A 22882-nucleotide genomic window follows, 5' to 3' on the forward strand; every position below is an offset into this window, starting at 1 on the left:
AGCCGTTAGTCTCCTTTCAAAAGGGTTTTCACAAGGTTTGCCATTGCTTCGGGGTCTTCCGATGCAAATTCCTCTATCTTCTTGAGCATGACTTTGGACTTCACAGTCTCCACATCAAGCGGAGCGCCTTCGTTCAGCTCGTTTTCAATCTCTTTTTCAAGCTCTTCAAGCGACTTGGGGTATCTCTCGTTCATATTGAGGTCAAGCCCGACGTCATCGCGTCCGAGATCACCGTATGTAATTGAACCGTCCTCGTGAACGGTGACAGGTTTGTCCATCTTTTTAAGTATCCTGCGGACAACAAGGAAATAAAACAGAAGCACAATGACCACCGCAAGGGCGTATTTTGAAAGCATGGTGACAAGTTCCATTGTTTTCTCCCTTTTAAGTTCGGTGTTCTCCTGATCTTTCGCTGTGGTGTCAAAAGAGATATTCGTCACCTCAACCTGATCCTTGCGGTCGGCGTTGAAACCGACAGCCATGGACACAAGATTTTTGATCGATTGTATCTCCGCCTGCGTTCTCGGTTTACCAACAAGAATATCGTTTCCGTCCTTGTCTTTTCCCGGCTCTTTTTTGTCGTCAACAACAACAGCAACAGTTATTCTTTTTATAGTTCCATAGGGCTTCTGCTCGACCGTTACAGTCTTGCCCACTTCAAAGTTCTGTGTCTCCTCGCTCTTGTTGTATTCCTGATTCTGTCCTGCCGGAGTTATGTCCGGCTCCGCAAGATTGCTTTGCACGCCTGGTACGCCTTCCGGTGTCTGCGGACTGTTTGTGCTGTTAATCTCAAGGGACTGCTGAGAGCGAAGCACGGGGTTAGGGTCATATTCCTCTTTGGTGACATCGCGCTTTGCGAAGTCTATGTCAGCCGTAACTTTTGCAACGGCGCTTCCCTGTCCGAGAGTGCTTCCGAGTATCTCGTTAACCTTGTTTTCAAGATCCTTTTCCACCTTGCGCTGGTACTCAAGCTGTGTCTGGGTGAGCATCAGAGGTTCCGCATCGTCTGTCAGAAACTCGCTTAAAAGCCTTCCCGACGTGTCGACAATCTGCACGTTCTCTTTTTTAAGCCCCTTAACAGCACCGGAAACCAGAGCGGCAATCGCCTTAACCTCTTCGCGTCCGATGTTTTCACCGTTTCTGAGACGCAAAACAACGGAGGCCTTTGCCTCCTCTTCGTCTGAAATAAACAGTCTGTCTTTTGGCAGGGTGAGATGCACCCTGGCCTCCGCAACCTCTTTAATGGATGAGATTGTCCTGGCAAGTTCCCCCTGAAGGGCACGCTGATAGTTTATGTTCTGCATGAACTCAGTCATGCCGAATGAAGACTTGTCAAAAAGCTCAAGACCGGCGCCGCCTCCGGTAGGTATGCCCTCTTTTGCGAGATTAAGCCTCGTTTCATAGACATACTGCTCAGGAACGGTTATCTTTCCGCCGTTATCTTCCAGTTTATAAGGAATTTTTTCGCCTTTGAGTTTTTCGATTACAGACGCCGCGTCCTCCTGTGTGAGTCCGGCAAAAAGCATTTTGTAAACTGGACGGTTCGCCCAATAGACGATTACGATGACAGAAATAACAACGGCCGCAACAGCAGCGGCAACAGATACTTTCTGAAGAAGAGTAAGTTTTTTAAAAGTTTCCTGAAACTGGGAAACTATGTCCCCAAGAGCCATACACCCTCACAATTAAGCTATCCTTAAAATGACGTCCTGTCATTTTAAGGCAACGCTCCGCATCGGATAAACCGATTGCTGCGCTCACACTACACATAATTTTTGCCGTGAACAACAAAAATTTATGATCCGTGAGGCGCTTCCTGCGCCTAGCTATCCTTAAAATGACGTCCTGTCATTTTAAGGTAACGCTCCGCATCGGATAAACCGATTGCTGCGCTCACACTACACATAATTTTTGCCGTGAACAACAAAAATTTATGATCCGTGAGGCGCTTCCTGCGCCTATAGCTATCCTTAAAACAACATCAGATAAAAGAAAAAATCAGACCTGAGTCCTCATTATTTCCTGATATGCGTCCATTATCTTGTTACGCACTTCAAGCATCATTTTAAGAGAAACATCAGCCTTTTGCAGGGCTATCATGGTGGAATGTATGTCTTTATTCTCTCCGCTCAGCACTTTCTGAACGGCGTCGTCAGCCGTAAGCTGAGCGTCGTTAACGTCTTTAAGGGCATCTTTGAGCATAGCAGAGAAATCCACTTTGTCGTCAGTCTTGGCAGACTGAGAGGAGGTGGTTGTCTCCAGCTTGTTGGGCAGTAAAAAATTCATTTTATTTATTTCGGACATACCTGACCCCTGCTCCTATAATATAATATACATGACCCTTGTTTTACAACCTTTTTATCAAATCAGGAAATAACTTCCTGCGATTTCAGACGTATGTTAAGCCTTTCCTATTTCAAGCGCTCTCAGGGCAAGCTGTTTCGCCGTGTTAAGCACTGTTGTGTTCGCTTCATAGCTTCTGGACGCCTCCAGCATATTCACCATCTCCTCAATGGGGTTTATGTTGGGATATGCCACATATCCTTCCTCGTTGGCATCCGGGTGCTCCGGTTCATATTTCAGGAGGGGCGGCTTCTCATCGGGAACAACCCTGTCAACCTTGACACCGCCGCTGTTCTCCCCATCCATAATCGTCTGAAAGATAACATCCTTGCGTTTATATGGTCCGCCTTCCGCAGTTTTTGTTGTCTGCGCATTTGCGAGGTTAGACGAAATAGCGGAAATTCTTATCCGCTGTGCGCTCATTCCGGTGGCGGCTACGCCCATTATGTCAAAATAGCTCATGTCTGCCTCTTACCCTACTTGCTCTGGAGTATCTCTTTCAGTTTAGTGAACTTACCCGCTGTCAGCTGCGAAAGCATCTGATAACGAATGCTGTTCTCGGCCATCTGGCTCATTTCGTAGTCCTCGTTAACATCGTTTCCGTCGTTGCGGACAGATGGGTTATTCTGGTCATAAACGAAAGATTGCGGATCTGAAACCATTTCTGCCGGAGGAAGATGTTTCGCATCTGTTCTTGCGAGTGGTAATTTTTTCCCTTCGCCCAGATACTCGTTCATAACATCGTAAAATTTCAGGTCTTTCGCCTTATATCCGGGAGTATCAACATTAGCAATGTTTTGAGAGATAACATCGTTGCGGACAGACGCCGTTGTAAGCGCGTATCCAAGTTTGTCGATTCCCATTCTGCTGAATAAACCGTCCATTTTTTCCTCCTGCATCATAGCAAGCAATATTTGTGCCTGAATTAATAAAAAATGCAGAAAATATGGATTTTTATTAAAGATTTCATGAATTATGCCGAACGGTCAGCACGCAAAAAACCTGCGGACAAATTTATGTTTACACGATAAACATTTATTTTCAGTCGCCTGAAACGTCGATGCCCATTTCGCGGTATTCGTTCAGTTTGTTTCTCAGGGTGCGGACAGTGATGCCGAGCATCTCCGCCGCGCGTGTACGGTTACCGTCGGTTTGTTTAAGCGTATTCAGGATAAGCTCCCGCTCCATATCGGCAATGGTGCCGCCAAGCGTCATCCCTGTCACCCTTTCCTGAACTGCAACCGCCGCTGTTTCCTGCGGCTGCACATCGCCGGAAGCGACTGAAATCTCCTGCTTATCAAGCAGAAACTGATTTATGGTAATGCCATGCAGGAAAAGGTTTTTTTCGTTTATCATATCGTCGCGGCAGAGAACCACGGCACGTTCAATCGTGTGTTCCAGTTCGCGGACATTGCCAGGCCAGTCGTATGCAAGGAGAGCGTTTCTGGCGTCCTCCCCAAGTCTGCAAAGATTTTTTCCGTTTATCTGACAGTATTTTTCTATAAAAAATGAAACAAGCTCCAGAATATCGTCCTTGCGGTCGCGCAGGGGTGGAAGCTCTATGGATATGACGTTCAGACGGTAATACAGATCTTCGCGGAAATTCCCGCCCTCAACCTCTTTTTTCAGGTCGCGGTTGGTCGTGGCAAGTATCCGCACATTGATGCGAACGGGTTTCGTGCCGCCAAGCCTCTCAATCTCTTTTTCCTGTAATACGCGAAGAAGTTTAGCTTGCAGATGAAGCGGTATCTCGCCAAGTTCGTCAAGCAGGATTGTGCCGCCGTCGGCAAGCTCAAACTTGCCCGGCTTGCGGTTCACCGCTCCGGTGAACGCGCCCTTTTCATAACCGAAAAGCTCTGATTCTATGAGATTATCCGGCAGAGCAGCGCAGTTTACAGCGACAAACGCACCATTCTTCCTGTTTGAATTTTCGTGTATGTATCTGGCAAAAACTTCCTTACCTGTACCCGATTCCCCTGTGATAAGCACTGTCGCCTCGCTGGCGGCTACGTCGCGTGCAAGGGAAAAGAGCTGTGCCATGAAGGCACTGCGGAATATTGCCGTATTCTTTTTCCGTTTGGACGATGGAGCAACGTCTTCAAGCTCCAGCACCCTGCGCACCAGTTCCTCTATAACCTCCGGAGCGAACGGTTTCAGTATATAGTCAAATGCGCCCATTTTAAGGGCGTCCACCGCGTTGTTCACCGTTCCGAAGGCAGTCACGAAACATACGGGTGACGTTATCCCCGAACTCATCATGAGATTCAGCATCCCCATCCCGTCAACAACTGGCATCCGCATGTCGCTGATTATAAGATCGTACGGCGTTCTTGAAGCCTTTTCAAAGCCCTCCTGACCGTCGCAGGCATGATCCACGGAAACACCCATACGCCGGACAGTCTCTATCATAGCCTCGCGCATGTTGTCGTCGTCGTCAACAATCAGTAATCTCTTAGATGAAAGATCCATACCAACCCCTTATCTTTAAACGGGAAATTCCACAATAAACTTGGTGTGGGTCGCTCCGTCGCTTTCAACGGAAATCTGTCCGCTGTGCGCCTTCAAAATTTTATAAACGATAGCCAGTCCAAGCCCTGTTCCTTTCGCCTTTGTGGTCTGGAACGGAATGAACAGTTTTTTACGCATTGATTCGCTTATGCCGCTTCCGTTGTCCGTTACAGTGAAGCCGGACCTTTCTGGTTCACTGAACGATTCTATGACTATCATACCGCCTTCCGGCACAGCCTCAATGGCATTATGAACAATGTTCATCACCACCTGTTTGCAAAGCTCGGTATCGCAGCGGACAACGTGTTCTTCATTTATCCTGTTTATAAATCTGATATTCTTTTCTTTCATAAGATGTTGCAGATATAGTACCACATCGTCCACGATATCGGCTACGAACCTGTTTTGCGGTTCCAGCTTTATTTCTTTGGTGAACAACAGGATATTGGATATTATCGAGTTTATGGTCCGCACTCCTTTAACTATGGAGCGGGTGAGCTTGGTGCCGGATTCATCGTTTTTCAGATCACGCTCCAGAAGAGATGCGAAAAGCTCTATGCTGCCCAGCGGATTGCGTATCTCATGGGCAATATTCGCTGCCATTTCCCCCATCAGAACAAGTTTTTCATCCCTCTGCCTCTCGGTTTCAAGCTGCTTAATATGTGTAACATCGTCTATAACGTATACATAGCCCTTCTGTTCAAGGTTTTCCAGCCGCCCCACAGAGATGCGGAAAGTTCTCCCATCCTCTTCGTGATCAAAAACTCCTGATTCCCTGTGCATATTCAGCATTGAAGTAAAAGCATCAGTTCCAAGTTCTGTTATAAAGCATTCTGCCACAGGGTTTTTCACAAGAATAACACCACTGTCGTCAGCAGCGAGCACACAACTGTTTGAGTTATTCAGCACAGACTCCAGCAGACTGCTGAGTTTTGAAAGCTGAAGGTTTTTCTCTTCAACCTCTTCCCGCAGCTTCTTTGCTTCCTCTTCTATTATGGAATATTTCTGCTCCAGTTTTGCCGAAGCCTCGCTGAAGGCGGCAAACGCCTGAGCGAGCATCTCCATTTCACCTGATTTATCTAGTTTTTCAGGGAGTTCCGCCACTTAGTGTCCTCCAGTTCTGACTTAGCCGCAGACGCATAAACGGATTTGGGCACAGTTTCCATCAGCTCCATATAAGCATTCCTGCTCTGATCCGCTTTGCCCATTTTCTGATAAGCCTTTCCAAGATAATACAATCCCTCGGCACGTTTGTCATCACGGGGTGTATGTATCAGCTTAAACTGCTCAAGAACCTTAACAGCGCTGTCAAAATTATTCCTCTTAAAGAACGATATTCCTGTATCAAGATATATTTCATCATAGCCTTTGAAACGTGCTTTCGGGTCGGAATCAACCTTCATATAGAGGTCAAAAAGCATCTTTTCACGTTTTATATCGTCAAAAACGCCCTTACTGATATCGTATGTCTCTTTCGCGGCATATGCAGGGTCTTTAGTATACTTTGACAGCAGGTGCAGCAGGAGGTCGGGATTTTTTTTCTCAAGCTCCTGAACAAGATAGTCCATCATACCTGTGGAAAATATATTCGGATTCGCATTCGGTACAGCACGTCCGAGCATGAGTGACGTCAGCACATAGTACGGGTTTTTACCGTTTTTGTTACGGTCGAGTATCTTCTCCGCTTTCGCCGACATTCCAAGTTTATAAAGCGCAAATGCGGCATAACTGTTCATTCTGTCTCTAAAATCAGGATTGCGGCTCGTGAGTATCGTCGTCTGGTTTTTGTCATATGTGCCCACAAGCTGAATATATGCCTGTTTTCTGTAGCTGTCTGTTATAACGGCTGAAATTGCGGATTCAAGCATTTTGCGCACACTATCTTTGTGCTTTCCGTTGGGGAATGACACAAGATATTCACCCGCGACGGTTATGGTTCCGTTATAGTTTTTTGCTGCGTATACCTGTTTCGTATAGTTGTATTTCGCCTCTTCCAGCATGGCAAGCCATTTGGAAGGGTTGACAAGATCCGGATTTTCCGCCAGATATTTGTTCAGCCTATCAACCGTATCTTTATATTTTCCGGCTTTGAACAGGTCTCTGATGTTTCCGAAGCTGATATCCTGCAATATCTCAAGAGCCTCTTTCTTATAAGGAGTATCTGGATATTCTTTAAGAATACCGTCGGTTATGGTTTTAGCCTGTGCATAATTCGATTTCTGATAAGCGTCCTTAGCCTTGGTAAGCAGGATGCGCTGACGGATATTGTATATCTCCTGAAGGTGGTCGGATGTGTAGTTGCGTTTTATGAACTCGGCAACCTTCCTGTCCGCAGCATCATACTGTCCCTCTCTGAAAAGAGAACGTATGATAAGTATTTCCGCCTCGGAACGCAGGTCTATATCCTGCGAGGCAAGCGGAACTTTAAGGTAGTCCGCCCACTGATCAGACGTTTTTTTAGCAAGGTGCCTTGCGGCATAGGCAACGGAACAGAGCATACCGCCTTTCTTCTTGCCGAATGTTTTAGAACAGTATTCAAGACGCGCATCCATTATCTGCGGATTTGTGGTTTTCAGCAGCATTGCAGATCTGTATGCCGCCATATCCGCCTCGCGGCTTGATGGGAATCTTGAATAGACCTTTTCGTAAAGCCCCCGCGCCGTCTCCGGCTGGGATTTATTTTCAAATACTTCCGCCATGGTATAAAGAACTTCCGGTCCCAGCTTTTCAAGATCCGCTCCGCTGTTCATAACCGTGAGAAAAGAGGAGTATGCAAGATCATAATCCTTCATCTTTGCCTGCAGCATACCTATCTGCGCGCTCTGGCGTCCCGCCTCTGATTTGAAATTGCTGACCAGTTCCCTGCGGGTTTCGATGGCGTCCTTATACTTGCCCATTTCGGTGTATATATCCGCTATCCGCTCGTAGGCTGTCTTTATAACATCCGGTGCGCGCAGGGTTTTGATTACATTATTGTATGCAAAAATCGCTTCGTTGTACAACTGAGCCGATTCTTTCGCCTCGGCAGATTTTATCATGGCGTCCTTTTTGCGGAAAGAATCAGGATATTGTTTCAGAAAATTATCGAAAACCTGTGATGCGAATACATAATTATTATAATTTTCCTTGCCGGTATACAGATAAATAAGTCCCTGACGGAAATAGGCTTCCTGTTTGTAATAGCCGTCCGGCTGCGATTTAACCACGCTTTCGGCAAGATTCATCGCCTCGGTATAGTTTTTGGATGCCATCAGTCCGTCTATTCTGGAAAGAACCGTATCCAGCTTGGTGTTTTCAATCTGAAGCATGTCTTTCGTTGCTATGGGTTTTTCTATCCCGTATCCGGTCTTGATGGTTTCCGTCTGTTTTTTCTTGGCAACAACCAGCCTGAAATCCTTTCCTCTGGTGTTAACCGTATAATCGTTGCCGGGGAAAAGTGAAATTGTGAGTATACGCCCGTTTACCGCTATGGAGCGGATGAAGGGGTCTTTTATACGTGTTCCGTCTATACCGGAAAGAACCACGGACGATTCAACGGCAAGCATGTCGCTGCCCTTGCTTACAGACATCACTTTGTCCGCAATACCGGTGATGACAAGCTCGCTGAAATGCCCTTTGCTGCGCAGATAAATCCCCGCAGCCCACGCATTTGCGCACAATAATGAAATAAGAAATATCCCGAACAGTTTTCGCATTTTTTAATACTACATCATAGAGCAAAAGAGGGCAAGTGCAAGAACGATATCTGTGAGATGAGCAGGATGAGGAAGGATTTACACAGGACTGCGGGCATAAGGAATGTATGTGAGCAGTTCTAAGGAAGAACTGACGACATCATGCGGCAAAAGATAGCTTTCGCTGCCGAGATGCGAGCAGGATGAGGAAGGATTTACACAGGACTGCGGGCGTAAGGAATGTATGTGAGCAGTTCTAAGGAAGAACTGACGACATCATGCGACAAAAGATAGCTTTCGCTGCCGAGATGCGAGCAGGATAAGGAAGGGCTTACAAAGGAGCTGCGAGCATATAAAAAATATGTGAGCAGTTCTAAGGAAGAACTGACGACATCATGCGACGCATATCGGCAGCGAAACAGTAAAAAGATTGAAAGTAATGAATAATCATGCTAGCATATTACAATATGAGAGGTCGTATATGGCATTAGATCACGGCATACTTCTTGAAACGGGTACCAATGAGTTTGAAATCGTCGAATTTATCATACGCACGGACAACAAAGAGCACCATTTCTGCATAAACGTTGCAAAGGTCAGGGAAGTAATAAGATTTCCCCAGATAGTACGCGTTCCTGATGCACATCCGTCCGTTGTGGGAACCGCTAATATCAGACAAAAGCTCATCCCTATCATCGATCTTGCCCAGTGGCTGGGACTCAAATATGAAAACGACTATGCCGACAAAAAAATAATCGTCACTTTCTTCAACCACGAATACAACGGTTTTGTTGTGGATGAAGTTGTACGCATACACAGAATTACATGGGCGGATATAAAAGACTATTCTTCCATGACGGATTTCAGCCTTGTGGAAACGGTTCTCGGCGTTATCGACATAGGCGGAAACCTTATACAGCTTCTTGACTTTGAAAAGATAGTTCTGGAACTGAACCCCGACACAGCCCTTAAAGACGTTAACATTGATTATTCAAAATCAGAACAGCGTCAGGGGAAAGTGGTGTTTCTTGCCGAGGATTCATCCGTTATAAGAAGATTCCTCGCTTCGCACCTTGAACAGGCCGGCTACACCGTTTTTGCTTTTGAAAACGGAAAGCTGCTGCTTGACCAGCTTATGAAACAAACACCTGATCTGGTGATAACCGACCTTGAAATGCCCGTCACCGACGGCGCATTCGTTGTTAAGACCATCCGCGGGATGGAAGCGACAAAAACAATACCCGTAATCGTTTTCTCCTCTCTGGCTTCCGAAGAAAACGAAAGAAAGGTGCTGGGAGTCGGCGCAAATCTTTTTATTGGCAAGCCCGACACAGATATACTTGTACAGAAAGTAGACGCTTTCCTGTTATAATGAAAGGAGGAGTAATGAAAAAGGCCGCCGTAGTTATTCTTGCCGGACTGGCGCTTTCCGCTTGCGGAAACGACGAACTGCTTATCCAGAAAAGCATGAACAACATCAAGGATGAAATGCTCGGCATTCAGTCCACAATGGGCGACATGCAGATCAAAATTCAAGATCTTGACAAAAACATCAGGATAAACTCCGAAAACATCAATAAAAACTCAGACGCACTGGCACAGCTTCGTGAAGAGATGACTGTGATGAACACAGATATCATCGACCTGAAAGACCGTGTCACCGCACTTGAAAAAGGCACAACAACCACTGCCAAGGGCGCTCCCCTGCCCTCTCCGATGGACTCGGAGCCTTCCGTTGCGGCACCTGTCAAAAGTTCCTCCGATGTCATCATTATCGAAGACAACATGCAGGACAAGATGAGCCTTTATACATACGCATATGAGCTGTACAGAAACGGGAAATACCCTGAAAGCGAAGCGAAATTCAATGAATTCCTTAAAAAATATCCCGCAGATGAACGTTCCGACAACGCAATGTACTGGGTAGGTGAAATCCGCTACGGCATGAAGGATTTTAACGGCGCAGCCGCTAAATTTAAAGAGCTGCTGGACGAATACCCCAACGGAAACAAGGTGCCGGATGCCATGCTTAAACTGGCATACTGCTACGGAAGCCTTTCCGACAAGGACAACAGCATATCCACACTGCAAAAACTCGTTGCGGACTATCCGGATTCGGATGCGGCAAGACTTGCAAAACAAAAACTTGCACAGTGGAAATAGAGCTTTAAAAAATCCATAAATCATTTAAGGCACTCTGAAAAGAGTGCCTTTTTTTTCGTCCTCATATAAAATACTGCACATTAAATAGTCATTAATGTGATTATTCCCTATTACTTTTGTTGATTATTTTTTCATCATGGTGTATAGTCACTCCATGAGAAAGATACGTGTACTTGCCGTTGACGATGAAACGAACATCCTATGGCTCTTAAAAGAAGGACTTACAGACGAGAAAATTGATGTTCTGACCACAGAAGATCCCTATATGGCAGAGAATTACCTTTCTAAAGGTGTGGACATCTGCTTTGTGGATATTTTCCTCGGCGAGCACAACGGTATAAGACTGACCGAAAAATGGGCAGCCATATACAAAGACACTCATTTCATAATCATGACGGCGCAGGACACAGGTTCAAACGTCATCGAATCCATAAAATCAGGCGCAAAAGATTTCTTTCCGAAACCTTTTGACCTTAATCAGCTTAAAAACAAGGTTATTGCACTCTGCGGAAAAATTGAGCAGCACCCGATAGCCGATATAAAAGAATACGACTTCGAAACGAAAAACAAAAAGATGCTTGAGATATACAAGCTCATAGGCAAGATATCCAAGACGAACATAAACGTGCTTATCCTCGGAGAATCCGGAACGGGAAAAGAGGTTGTGGCAAGGATGATTCACCGTCAGTCCGCCCGTTTCGACAAACCTTTTATCCCCATAAATATGGCGGCGATACCCAACGAACTCCTTGAAAGTGAGCTTTTCGGTCACGAAAAAGGTTCTTTCACAGGTGCTGTCACCGATAAAAAGGGTAAATTTGAAGAAGCTCACACAGGAACCATCTTCCTCGACGAGATTTCCGAGATGGATATGGGGCTGCAATCGAAACTGCTCAGGGTCATTCAGGAGAAAGAGGTTACAAAGGTCGGCTCCAGCCGTACCCTTAAACTGGACACGAGAATAATTGCCGCATCCAACAGAAACCTTGAGGAACTGGTGGCGCAGGGCAAGTTCCGCGAAGACCTTTATTACAGATTGAACGTCGTTTCCATCGAGCTTCCGCCACTCTATGAACGCAAAGAAGACACCGCTTACCTCACAAATCACTTTCTCCATAAACATAAAAACATCAAAGACCGCGTGCTCACCTGCTCCGAAGAGGCGCTTGAGGCACTGACGGCATACAGATGGCCCGGCAACATACGCGAGTTGGAAAACACCATTCAATACGCGATAGTTAACGCCGAAACCGACATTATCATGCCGGAGAACCTGCCCGCAAAGATTTTTGAACATAATCCGGCGGCAGGATCCAAAAGCACATCCAACGACCTTTATAAGCTGGCGCTGGATATCATCGAGTCCGAAACACTTTCAGACGGCAACAACGCATATGAAGAATATATGAAAATAGTGGAATTCCCTCTCATGAAAGCGGTTCTTGACAAGACTGGAAATAATAAGTCGATTTCCGCAAAAATCTTAGGTATAAACAGAAATACCTTTAGAAAAAAAGTGAGGGAACACGACCTTGAGCAGGATTCTTAAAACCATAAAAAGTGCGGGCAAGCCCCTCACATTCAAGCAGCTTCTTTCCATGACGCAGGAAGATCCCAAAATGCTCAAGGCTGAGCTGAAGGAACTTACCCGCAAGCACAAAGTTAAAGCCAACCGTAACGGTACATACAGCGCATCGAGCCAGACGGAAAGAGAGGAACGTAAAACTCTTACCGGCAAGGTGGATCTGCATCCGGACGGGTACGGTTTTCTTACAGTTGACGGCGGCGGGAAAGACCTCTTCATCCCCAGAAACAAGATGGGCGGTGCTCTTCACGGCGACAGAGTGAAAGTGTCAGTTGAATCTTTCCGCGGCAAACCCGAAGGCAAGGTTCTGGAGATAACCGAGCGCTCGGTGCAGCAGATTATAGGCAGAGCGGAAAACCTTGCCGGAATACTGCGCGTTGTACCCATGACAAAAAAATTCAACTCCTACATATATGTTTCAGCAGCATCCGCCAAAGGCATTGAAAACGACGACGTTGTTATGGTCGAGCTGACCGCATACCCGGATGGTCAGAAAGCAGGCAGAGGCAAAATCACAAAGCGTCTGGGAAAGCTGGAAGACCCGCGCATTGAAGACCTCATCGTGCTCAACAGATACGGCATTGAGCGTGAATATCCGCAGGAGGTTGAAACCTATGTCGCCTCCATAGCTCAGAAACTGTTGAAAGAACAGGGAAAACGTACTGACTTCCGTGAGCTGACCACCGTAACCATAGACGGGGAAACGGCAAAAGACTTTGACGATGCAATATCTGTTGAAGTCACCGACACCGGATACGTCCTTTACGTCCATATAGCCGACGTAAGTCACTTCGTGCATCCTGACACCCCAGTAGATAAAGAGGCTTTCACAAGGGGCACCAGCTTCTATTTCCCCGAATTTGCAGTGCCGATGCTGCCGGAGATGCTATCCAATAACCTTTGCAGTCTCCGCCCCAACGAAGAAAAGCTGACACTTACCGCCAAGATAACATATGACGAAAAAGGTCACAGGAAACGCGCAGACCTTTACCGATCAATAATAAAAAGCGACAGAAGGCTGACATACACCTACGTTCAGTCTGTGCTGGACGGAAAAGAGAAAGAGGACGACAAAAACGTTCTTGATCTAATCAAAGATTCCGAAAGACTGGCGCTGTTAATCATGAAACGCAGAAAAAAGGACGGAATGCTGGATTTCGATTTCCCGGAAACCGAGTTTGACCTTGACGAAAACGGTGAGGTCACGGCGATACGTGCCGCAGAAAGACACCTTTCCCACCGCATCATCGAACACTTTATGATAGAAGCGAACGAAGTTGTTTCTGAATTTCTGGAAAAGAACGTCGATAAATCGGTTTACAGGATACACGACAAACCGGATCCGCTTAAACTCAGGGATTTTGCTGAACTGGCAGAAACCTTCGGGCTGGCGGTATCCATAAAAGACATCACACCGAAAGAAGTTGCGAAGGTCAGCGATATCGTCGCCGCATCTCCCTACGGAGATATCCTTGGTCCGGCACTCGTGCGCACCATGGCAAAAGCGGAATACAACACCAACAACATAGGTCACTTCGGTCTTGCTTCCGAGTCTTATACACACTTCACCAGCCCCATCCGCCGCTATCCCGACCTGATGGTGCACAGGCTCATATGCAACAGACTATTCTCCGCACATTACAATACAACAACAGATATAGACACCGCCTGCCAGAAGTCCACAGAGAACGAACAGAGGGCGGAAAACGCGGAAAGGGATATCGAACGTTTCAAAAAGATAAAATACCTCATGAAACATATGGACGAACCATTCGCAGCCATAATAACCTCCGTCGGTCCATTCGGGCTGTCGGTATATCTGCCCACGCTCATGCTTAAAGGTACCGTGACACTGGAATCAATTCAGGGAGACGTTTATCAGTACATAAAAAAAGCCGAGCTTGTTAAGGGGAAACGTACCGGAATAATGTACCGTGCGGCGGATCCCATAGAGGTTATGGCCGAGCGCATAGACTATGATATTCAGGAAGCGTATTTTTACCCAATTTAATAATATCAGTTGCTTATAACGTAGCTGATACGGTATTATTAAAAATAGTAGTTAATCAGGAAGTATCATGCTCGGCAAATATCTCAATGAGAATAACATTGGTCGTATAAGTTTGATTAACATGGTAATTGTGATACTTATAATAACAGTTGCCATGATTGTTTTTATTGCAAATCAAACGAAAAACGAATATGAAGCCGAACGTTCACAACTGGTCAAATCATTCATAGAAACAAAGAAAAACATTCTTTCAGGCGAACTGGACAGAATGTTTAACATGGTTGATTATTACGCTTCCAGAAACAAGCAGACCATGTGCGAAATCATAAAAGACCGAGTCGACCACGCCATTGACGTGGCACAGTTTCTGAAAGAAACCACACCTCTTAAACACGGCGCTTATACCGCTGCGTTTGAAAAATACATTTCACAGTATGACCGAGACACTTCGCCGGGAAACCTTTATATCATCGACAAACACGGAACGGTCATTTTCCACCCGCTGTTTCCCAAAGGCACTAACCTGTACAATCTGAAATCTCCTTACGGCATGTATCCTGTGCGAGATGAAATAGGCGCTGTCAGCGACAAGGGCGTTTATGTTGAAAACACCATGCCAGCAGAAACCAATGGAACAAAATTCATACAGCAGACAGCTTATGTAAGAAGTATCCCCCACACAGACTGGTATCTCGGTTCAGCTTTTAACCGTTCCGAACTGAAAGAGAGCGTTACAAAACAGCTTATAACCCGTGTTGACTCTGTGCGTTTCGACGAAAAAGGACACTATTTCATGCTCAATGCCGACGGAACCGGACTCTCAATACCCGGAAACTCCGGATTTTCAGGCAAAAACCTTATGGATATAAAAGACTCCAGCGGCGTCAAATATTTTAAAGATCTCATCGCAGGATCCATGCAGGAAAACAGCCAATACGTTTTTTATGAGCAGGAATACAAAGACTGGAACGAAAAAGCACAGGTAATAGCCCACTGCCGGATGATGGAACAGTGGGGCTGGTTTATGTGCGCCGCGGTAAACATTGACGACCTCACAGACATAGTAGCGGAAAAGAACACCGCTGTTCAGGAGAAACTGAACAGGAACACGCGGTACTCTCTTGTGCTCTTCTTCTTTTCCGCACTCTTTGCGGCGGGCATATCATGGTACTTCTCAAGACACGTCCAAAAGATATTTTCCAGATATAAAAAAGACATAGAGACCAGAAACAAAGATCTTGAAGAGCTGAACATAGAGCTTACCAATCAGCTTTACACAGACCACCTCACCGGACTTCCCAACCGCAACAAACTCGTAAGCGACCTTAACAGCATAAAAAATCCTCTGCTGATACTGCTGAACATCGACTCTTTCAAGAAGATAAACGAGACCTACGGTTTCATCATCGGCGATTTCGTTCTTATAGATTTGGGCGAGCGCATAAGCTCATTCCAGTGCGACGTGAACTTCGAATGTTACAAATTCCACGGCAATGAATACGCCATGCTGGCAGATTCCGATATGAGCCGCGAAGATCTGGAAGCACTGATGGGCAAGCTGAGCGACCATCTTGAGTTTACAGTCAAATACGAAGAACTTGAAATTGAAATTGACATATCAGTCACAGCCGGAGTTTCCGCAGAAAAAGGAAACGTATTTGAAAAAGCGGGCATGGCGATGCGCCTTGCAGAGAAGAAAAAACATCCCTATGTCATATACGACACAACCATGGACATGGTTGACGAATATGAGAAAGATATACGCTGGACAAAAATTGTCAAACGCGCACTGAACGAAAATAACCTCCTGCCCTATTATCAGCCCATAGCAAATTCAAAAACCGGAATAGTGGAAAAATTTGAATGTCTGGTGCGTATAATCGACAACGATGAGGTGATAACACCCTTCCAGTTCCTTGACATCATCAAAAAAACCAAACTCTACCAGCATATTACAAAACGTATGATGACAAGATCATTCGAAACATTTGCGCATAATAACTTCATGTTCACCATAAACCTCTCCATAGAGGATATAATGGATGAATCCACATCCAAGTTTATCCTGGACACGCTGAAAACCAGCGGGATAGCCAACAGGGTCATTTTTGAGCTGTTGGAATCCGAAGGCATAGAGAGCTTCGCAGTGGTAAACGATTTCATAAAAGAGCTGAAAAAGACAGGCGCCATGGTAGCGATAGACGATTTCGGTTCCGGTTACTCAAACTTTGTATACCTGTCTGAGCTGAATGTAGATATCATAAAGATAGACGGCTCGCTGATAAAGAACATCGACCACGACAGACAGTCGCAGATAATCGTTGAAACCATAATCAAGTTTGCGAATCAACTTAACATCAAAACAGTTGCAGAGTTTGTCCACTCCGAAAGCGTCCGCAGAAAGGTTATCGACATGGGCATTGACTATATTCAGGGCTACCACGTCGGCAAACCCACAGCAAACATCACAGACTATCTGAACTGAAAATAGAGGTCTGTACCTTTTTCACCAGTCATACAGAACAGAGCCTATGCCCGGAGAAATCATTGCAAATATGCTCCGCGGAATTCTTCTAACAGCAGAAGGGCTGCGTGACGAGCAAATATGAAATCGGCATGGCTGTCAGACGCAATCAATTCAAGGCTACACGCAAAAAATATGCGCAGTGTACATAGTCAGTACATGAGCAATATTTTTTGCAGCGGCAACGCAGAAGTGCGCCGCATATCACAGCCAAGCAACATCAGTGGTTGAATATCTGGGTATCTTTAGGCACTGAAGGATTGAATACGCTGTCAGAAATTTCCGGATCTATCTTTATGTTGGTCAGCACGATACTTGTGTTATTTCCGTTCTGATCCCTTGTGGTAATACCGGTTATCACGCCGCTTTTTACAGTAAACGTTATTGCACCGATTCCTGAATCCTTTTTAACAGGATTAAGGGTAAGCCTGTCTGTCGCGTCGTTGAAAGATGCAGTGAAATCCTTTCTCATGTCGGAAGGGTTATACATCAGTCTCATGAAGGCGTTAGCAGTAGGATCGAGCTTCTGTTTAATCAGTTGCTTTGTCTCGCTGTCATAAAACTGCATCATTTTGGAGTCAAAAAGATAAAACTGTCTGTAGGGTTTCTGGTAATCCCACATGGCTCTGCTTCTGCTTTTGATATAAAGTCTGCCGGAATAGGTATCGGAGCCGAAACCTTCAAGCTCGGTTTTCTGTACAAAATCCGCAGAGTAGCTTTTTATCTTATCCAGCGATGCCAGAACGCTTTCAACCGTTTCGGCATAGGCAGTAACGGAGATCAGTATCATTAACATAAGAATTATATTTCTCATCGGTCACCTCTTTCAACAGTATTGACTATATAACCAAACTTTTGTTCTGTAAAGACAAATAGGTTTTTCACCTATAGTCATATAAATAATTAGAAACAAAGGCGATTCAACTAATACTCACACTCATTATTATGAATTCAAATAGATAGTAAAAATTCTGCCTGTTTTGAACTATAAAAAATAATTTTAATCCTGTTATCAAATAAAAAGCATATATATAACGCGGTTTAAAGAGCATATATGCCATAATGCTTGATTACCAAGGGATTTTAGACTATTGACATTTTAGATATTGCGTTATATTATCCGAGCAGAAGTACAGAAACAGGGAGTAAATATGAGAATTAAAAAACTTATGTCTGCCAACAGAGGCGAAATAGCCATCCGTACATTCAGAGCCTGCACCGAGCTGGGTATCAGAACGGTTGCGGTCTATTCCGACGAAGACAAATACTCCCTCCACAGATACAAGGCGGACGAAGCGTATCTCATAGGCAAAGGTCTCGACCCTGTTGCCGCTTATCTCAATATGGATGAAATAATTCAGATCGCCATACATAAAAAGGTGGATGCCATCCACCCCGGATACGGGTTTCTGTCTGAAAACGCCGTATTTGCCCAGAAGTGCAAGGACGCGGGAATCATATTTGTAGGACCCAATCCTGAAACAATCGAAATGTTCGGTGACAAGAAGAATGCAAAAATACTTGCAAAAGAGTGCGGAATCCCTGTCATAGAGGGTTCTCTGGGCGTGGTACCCACCCTTGAAGAAGCAATAACCACATCCGAATCAATCGGTTACCCCGTGCTTCTGAAGGCAGTCGCCGGAGGCGGCGGACGCGGAATCCGTGTTGCGTTCAACAGAAAAGACGTTGAGGACAACTTCGAATCCGCCAGAAGCGAAGCACTGAAAGCGTTCGGCAACGGCGATGTCATAATAGAAAAATACATTGAACAGCCTAAACATATAGAGGTTCAGCTTCTCGCGGACAAACAGGGTAATATCGTGCACCTCTTCGAGAGGGACTGCTCAATTCAGCGACGCCACCAGAAGCTCATCGAGATAGCGCCCTCAGTTAACGTTGCACAGTCAACTCTGGACAAAATGTACGATGCGGCTATCGCCATAGGCAAACGCTCAAGACTGGTCAATGCTGCTACCGTAGAGTTTCTCGTCGATAAGAATCAGGACTTTTTCTTTCTCGAAGTAAACCCCAGACTACAGGTTGAACACACCATAACAGAGAACATAACCGGCATTGACATTGTTCAGAGCCAGATTTTTATAAGCTCCGGCGAGCCATTAAGCTCGTCACACATAGACATGGCGACACAGGATACCATTCGTAAAAACGGATATGCAATCCAGTGCCGTGTCACAACAGAAGATCCGGAAAACAACTTCTTCCCCGACACCGGGGAGATAGAAGCATACAGAGTTGCCACAGGGTTCGGCGTGCGGTTGGATGCCGGTAATGGTTTTGCAAACGCCAAAATATCACCTCACTATGACTCCCTCTTGGTGAAGGTGTCCACCCACGCCCACTCTTTCGACCAGTCGGTAATGAAAATGGTCAGAGCCCTAAGCGAGTTCCGCATCAGAGGCGTGAAAACCAACATGCCATTCCTGCAGAACGTGCTGAATCACCAGACTTTCAAATCTGGCGCGGCTTCAACAACCTTTGTGGACAACACAAAAGAGCTTTTCGAATTTAAAAGACCCATGGACAGAGCGACAAAATCTCTCAAATTCCTTGCCAACAACATTGTAAACAACCCTTCAGGCTCTGTTCTCGGCAAAGGGATAGTGCTTCCGGCGATAAATCCGCCCAGAGTTCCCTTCGGCACACCGATGCCTACCGGCACAAAGGATATACTGAACCGCAAAGGCGTTGACGGCGTTATGAAATATCTGCGCACTTCAAAAGAGGCGCTGTTCACCGACACCACATTCCGCGACGCGCACCAGTCACTGCTGGCTACCCGTCTGCGCACAAAGGATATGCTTGAGATAGCTGACGTTTACGCACACCACATGAGCGGGCTTTTCTCTATGGAGATGTGGGGCGGAGCAACCTATGACGTTTCATACAGATTTCTTAAAGAATCTCCTTGGGACAGGCTGGCACAGCTTCGCGAGCGCATCCCGAACATCCTTTTCCAGATGCTCCTTCGCGCCTCAAACGCAGTGGGATACACAAACTATCCCGACAATGTGGTAAAAGAGTTTATCAGACTCGCCTGCGAAAACGGAATGGACGTGTTCCGCATATTCGACTGTTTCAACTGGGTTGACCAGATGAAACCCGCCATAGCAGAGGTCAAGAAACACGGACGCATCGCCGAGGCGGCAATCTGCTACACAGGAGACATCACAGACCCGAAACGTACAAAATACTCTCTTAAATATTACACATCTCTTGCCAAAGAACTTTCCGAGGCGGGAACAGATATAATAGGCATCAAAGATATGGCTGGACTGCTGAAACCCTATGCAGCGAAAGCGCTTATCAAAGCTATTAAAGAGGAGACCGGACTGCCTGTCCATTTCCACACCCACAACACCAGCGGAAACGCTGAAGCGGCGGCTCTGATGGCTTTTGAAGCGGGCGCAGATATAATCGACGCTGCGGTCAGCGCCATGAGCGGGCTCACCAGCCAGCCGAACATGAACTCCATCATGGCGGCGCTGGACGGTCAACCCAAATCGTCCTCGCTGGAGAAAGCAACCACTCAGCAGATATCCGACTATTTCGACAGGGTGCGCAGGTACTATTTCCCCTTTGAATCCGGTCTGAAGGCCTCCACAGCGGAAGTTTACATCCACGAGATACCGGGCGGTCAGTATTCCAACCTCATCGTTCAGGTTGAGGCTATGGGGCTCATCGACAGATGGGAGGAAGTCCGCCACATGTACACGGCTGTTAACGCCGAGCTCGGCGATATAATCAAAGTTACACCTTCGTCAAAGGTTGTGGGCGACCTTGCGCTGTTCCTTGTGCGCAACAACCTCACAGTGGACGATATCTATACAAAGGGCGAAACGCTGAACTTCCCTGACTCAGTCGTATCCTTTTTCAAAGGGATGCTCGGACAGCCTTACGGCGGTTTCCCGAAAGAGCTTCAGCGCATAGTGCTGAAAGGCGATAAACCTCTGGACTGCCGCCCAGGCGAGCTGCTTGAGGACTATGATTTTGAAAAGGCGCACGACGAGCTGAAAGCAAAATTCGGACGCAGCTTCACACCCGAAGAGCAGATTTCAAACGCTCTGTACCCCGCTGTGTTCAAGGAATATGTTTCATTCGTAAACGAATACGGCGACGCTTCCGTTTTCGCCACAAAAGACTTCTTCTATCCCCTGCACAAAGAGGAAGAGATAGAAGCGGACATTGAAGAGGGAAAAACACTCATCATCAGATATATCAACATCAGCGAACCGGACGAGAAGGGACGCAGAAAAGTTTACTTCGAACTGAACGGACAACCCCGTTCCGTAATGGTTAAGGACGACACTCTTGCGTCAATAATCAAGTCCAATGCCAAGGGCGACATATCAGACCCCAAAGACGTCTGTGCAACAATGCCCGGCAAGATAACAAAAATGAACGTGAAAAAGGGCGACAGTGTTAAAAAGGGCGACATCCTGCTTATCACCGAAGCCATGAAGATGGAGACCAAAATTGCGGCTGCCATCGACTCCGTTGTGGAAGACATTCTGCTTCTGGAAGGGGACAAGATCGAGGCTGGCGACCTGCTCATACGCCTTGCCTGATTTATCGACTGCTCAAGTCTGCCGCAGAAAATAAGAAAAGCCCGTCTGTTTTGACGGGCTTTTTTCATATGTTGGCAAAAATGCGAAGCGTTAAATTAATTATTGCTTAGAACCTGGCAGTTTAAGGCGGCGGTGAAAAAATTGTTCGCAGTGTATATTGAATACATCAGAACAATTTTCTTCATCCGGCAACGCAAAAATGCGAAGTGTTATAAGCAATAATGCGGTGATATCAGAACGACCAGCCGAAATTAACCGTAAATCCGTCAGCATTATCTGCCGTCATGTATGTGAGACCTGCACGCAGATTGGTTATATAGCTTTTGGATTTACCGTTCTTCTCCTTAATGGTGTTCTTCATATAGCCGTAGGAGAAGCCTATTTCATTGTACTGATCAATGTAAAGATCTGAACCGAAGTATCTTGTATCGGTGACAAACAGATCGAGAGACTTTGTTTTGGCCTCACCAATGGGGATGATGAAATTCAGACCGTTTCTGACAACTGTGTTCTGAATGTCGGGGTCGATGTCGTAATCGCCCTGTTTAAAGGGCAGAGTTTTGTAATAACCAGCCATGTTACCCATATTCAGAAGAAATTTTCCGGGGTGGAACATGTATGAACTGGTGAGTGAGCCGGAAACTATCTGACCGACAGAACCAAGGTCTATTGAACCAACAGCGCCGTAACCCACGGCAGGAGTCAGCCTCCAGTTGTCCGCAACCTGATATCCGAGAGCAAGCCCCAGACCGACATTATACGCGGTTGAATCCTCAACTGTAACCTGAGACATGGGAAGCCTTATTGCCAGAGTGTTTTTTGAACCGTTGAAACGGATGGTGTATGCGAGCGGAAGAGCATATTCCTTGCTCTTCACGCCGTCAACCTTATAGTTGCTGTATCTGGCGAAAACAGAGATAAGGTTTGCATTCAGATCGGGAGAAGCCTGACCGTTCAGCTCCATAACGTTTGATTCGGGGTTGACGGCCATATCGTAATCCATAGCGGACATACGGCTCATCAGCGACGAAGGGTTCCCCGCAATAGGGTCTGTTCCGGTGTCTGCCGCCAGTTTTTTCATAATTTTTGTGATGGCGTCTCCGCCGTCCTTTTTGAACCAGTCTTCCAGTTTATCGGAACTTTCGTCTCTTGTTGCGCCGTCAAACTCTTCATAGATGCCCACCGAGGGGATATCCAGAATATACTTGTTAGAGTTGGGGGCGATGGTCAGATATGCGGGCAGTCCTCTGAAATCGATAACCATATCCGCACCGGAAGTGTCCTCGTTAAAGCCAGAAAAGTGGGGTGAAATCTCCTCTACATCAAAGTTGTCGAACAGATCTTCGACCTTTGAATAGCTTTCGGAATATGAATCGCCGCCTGACGAAACCGTCAGATCGAACAGACCTGCGAAAGCCGTCGAAGGCAGCAGAAGCGCGGCTGCTGCTGCCGATAACAATAACCTTTTAACCTTCATAAAGTCCTCCT

General features: G+C 46.1%; 15 protein-coding genes. 6 read left to right on the plus strand and 9 right to left on the minus strand.

All coding sequences use genetic code 11. The annotated features are described in order from the left end of the window. Positions 1–5 precede the first annotated feature (5 nt). The 7 genes from fliF to Q7P67_RS06415 form a co-directional block, all read right to left on the minus strand. Complete coding sequence (fliF, locus tag Q7P67_RS06385) at positions 6–1673, minus strand: flagellar basal-body MS-ring/collar protein FliF (protein ID WP_303851111.1); 1668 nt, start codon at positions 1671–1673, stop codon at positions 6–8. Positions 1674–1998: 325 nt separating this feature from the next. Next, positions 1999–2304 (minus strand): flagellar hook-basal body complex protein FliE, encoded by a 306-nt coding sequence (gene fliE / locus Q7P67_RS06390; protein WP_303851112.1) that lies wholly within the window; start codon positions 2302–2304, stop codon positions 1999–2001. A gap of 96 nt (positions 2305–2400) precedes the next feature. Then, complete coding sequence (gene flgC / locus Q7P67_RS06395) at positions 2401–2805, minus strand: flagellar basal body rod protein FlgC (protein ID WP_303851113.1); 405 nt, start codon at positions 2803–2805, stop codon at positions 2401–2403. Positions 2806–2819: 14 nt separating this feature from the next. After that, the gene (gene flgB / locus Q7P67_RS06400; protein ID WP_303851114.1) at positions 2820–3227 is read right to left on the minus strand and encodes a flagellar basal body rod protein FlgB; all 408 of its coding nucleotides are present in this window, start codon (positions 3225–3227) and stop codon (positions 2820–2822) included. Positions 3228–3384: 157 nt separating this feature from the next. Beyond that, a complete protein-coding gene (locus Q7P67_RS06405; RefSeq protein WP_303851115.1) occupies positions 3385–4812 on the minus strand; it encodes a sigma-54 dependent transcriptional regulator in 1428 nt (475 codons plus the stop codon). Between the two features lie 15 nt (positions 4813–4827). Continuing rightward, positions 4828–5955 (minus strand): nitrogen regulation protein NR(II), encoded by a 1128-nt coding sequence (locus Q7P67_RS06410; protein WP_303851116.1) that lies wholly within the window; start codon positions 5953–5955, stop codon positions 4828–4830. Beyond that, positions 5931–8546 (minus strand): tol-pal system YbgF family protein, encoded by a 2616-nt coding sequence (locus Q7P67_RS06415; RefSeq protein WP_303851117.1) that lies wholly within the window; start codon positions 8544–8546, stop codon positions 5931–5933. Before Q7P67_RS06415 ends, Q7P67_RS06410 begins: the two co-directional genes overlap by 25 nt. Before the next feature lie 460 nt (positions 8547–9006). Here Q7P67_RS06415 and Q7P67_RS06420 point away from each other — a divergent pair, with 460 nt between their 5' ends. From Q7P67_RS06420 to Q7P67_RS06440, 5 genes are all read left to right on the plus strand, one after another. Continuing rightward, positions 9007–9897 (plus strand): chemotaxis protein CheV, encoded by an 891-nt coding sequence (locus Q7P67_RS06420; RefSeq protein ID WP_303851118.1) that lies wholly within the window; start codon positions 9007–9009, stop codon positions 9895–9897. A gap of 14 nt (positions 9898–9911) precedes the next feature. Beyond that, on the plus strand, positions 9912–10688 hold the full coding sequence (ybgF, locus tag Q7P67_RS06425) for a tol-pal system protein YbgF (RefSeq protein WP_303851119.1): 777 nt from the start codon (positions 9912–9914) through the stop codon (positions 10686–10688). 154 nt (positions 10689–10842) lie between these two features. Next, positions 10843–12237, plus strand: a complete 1395-nt coding sequence (locus Q7P67_RS06430) for a sigma-54 dependent transcriptional regulator (protein WP_303851120.1) — start codon at positions 10843–10845, stop codon at positions 12235–12237. Continuing rightward, the gene (gene rnr / locus Q7P67_RS06435) at positions 12221–14284 is read left to right on the plus strand and encodes a ribonuclease R (protein WP_303851121.1); all 2064 of its coding nucleotides are present in this window, start codon (positions 12221–12223) and stop codon (positions 14282–14284) included. Before Q7P67_RS06430 ends, rnr begins: the two co-directional genes overlap by 17 nt. A 154-nt stretch (positions 14285–14438) precedes the next feature. After that, positions 14439–16769, plus strand: coding sequence for an EAL domain-containing protein (locus Q7P67_RS06440; protein WP_303851123.1), 2331 nt, complete (start codon positions 14439–14441; stop codon positions 16767–16769). A 259-nt stretch (positions 16770–17028) separates the two neighbouring features. Here Q7P67_RS06440 and lolA read toward each other — a convergent pair whose 3' ends face one another. Further along, positions 17029–17622 carry an outer membrane lipoprotein chaperone LolA gene (lolA, locus tag Q7P67_RS06445; RefSeq protein WP_303851124.1) on the minus strand — a complete coding sequence of 198 codons (594 nt, stop codon included), beginning with the start codon at positions 17620–17622 and terminating at the stop codon, positions 17029–17031. Positions 17623–17959: 337 nt separating this feature from the next. On the opposite strand from lolA, the gene Q7P67_RS06450 reads away from it, so the two are divergent. Beyond that, a complete protein-coding gene (locus Q7P67_RS06450) occupies positions 17960–21394 on the plus strand; it encodes a pyruvate carboxylase (protein ID WP_303851125.1) in 3435 nt (1144 codons plus the stop codon). 232 nt (positions 21395–21626) lie between these two features. On the opposite strand, the gene Q7P67_RS06455 is transcribed toward Q7P67_RS06450, so the two are convergent. Next, positions 21627–22871, minus strand: coding sequence for a hypothetical protein (locus Q7P67_RS06455; RefSeq protein ID WP_303851126.1), 1245 nt, complete (start codon positions 22869–22871; stop codon positions 21627–21629). Between the last annotated feature and the right edge of the window lie 11 nt (positions 22872–22882).

This window comes from Seleniivibrio woodruffii (genome assembly GCF_029267515.1).
Lineage (GTDB): Bacteria > Chrysiogenota > Deferribacteres > Deferribacterales > Geovibrionaceae > Seleniivibrio > Seleniivibrio woodruffii_A.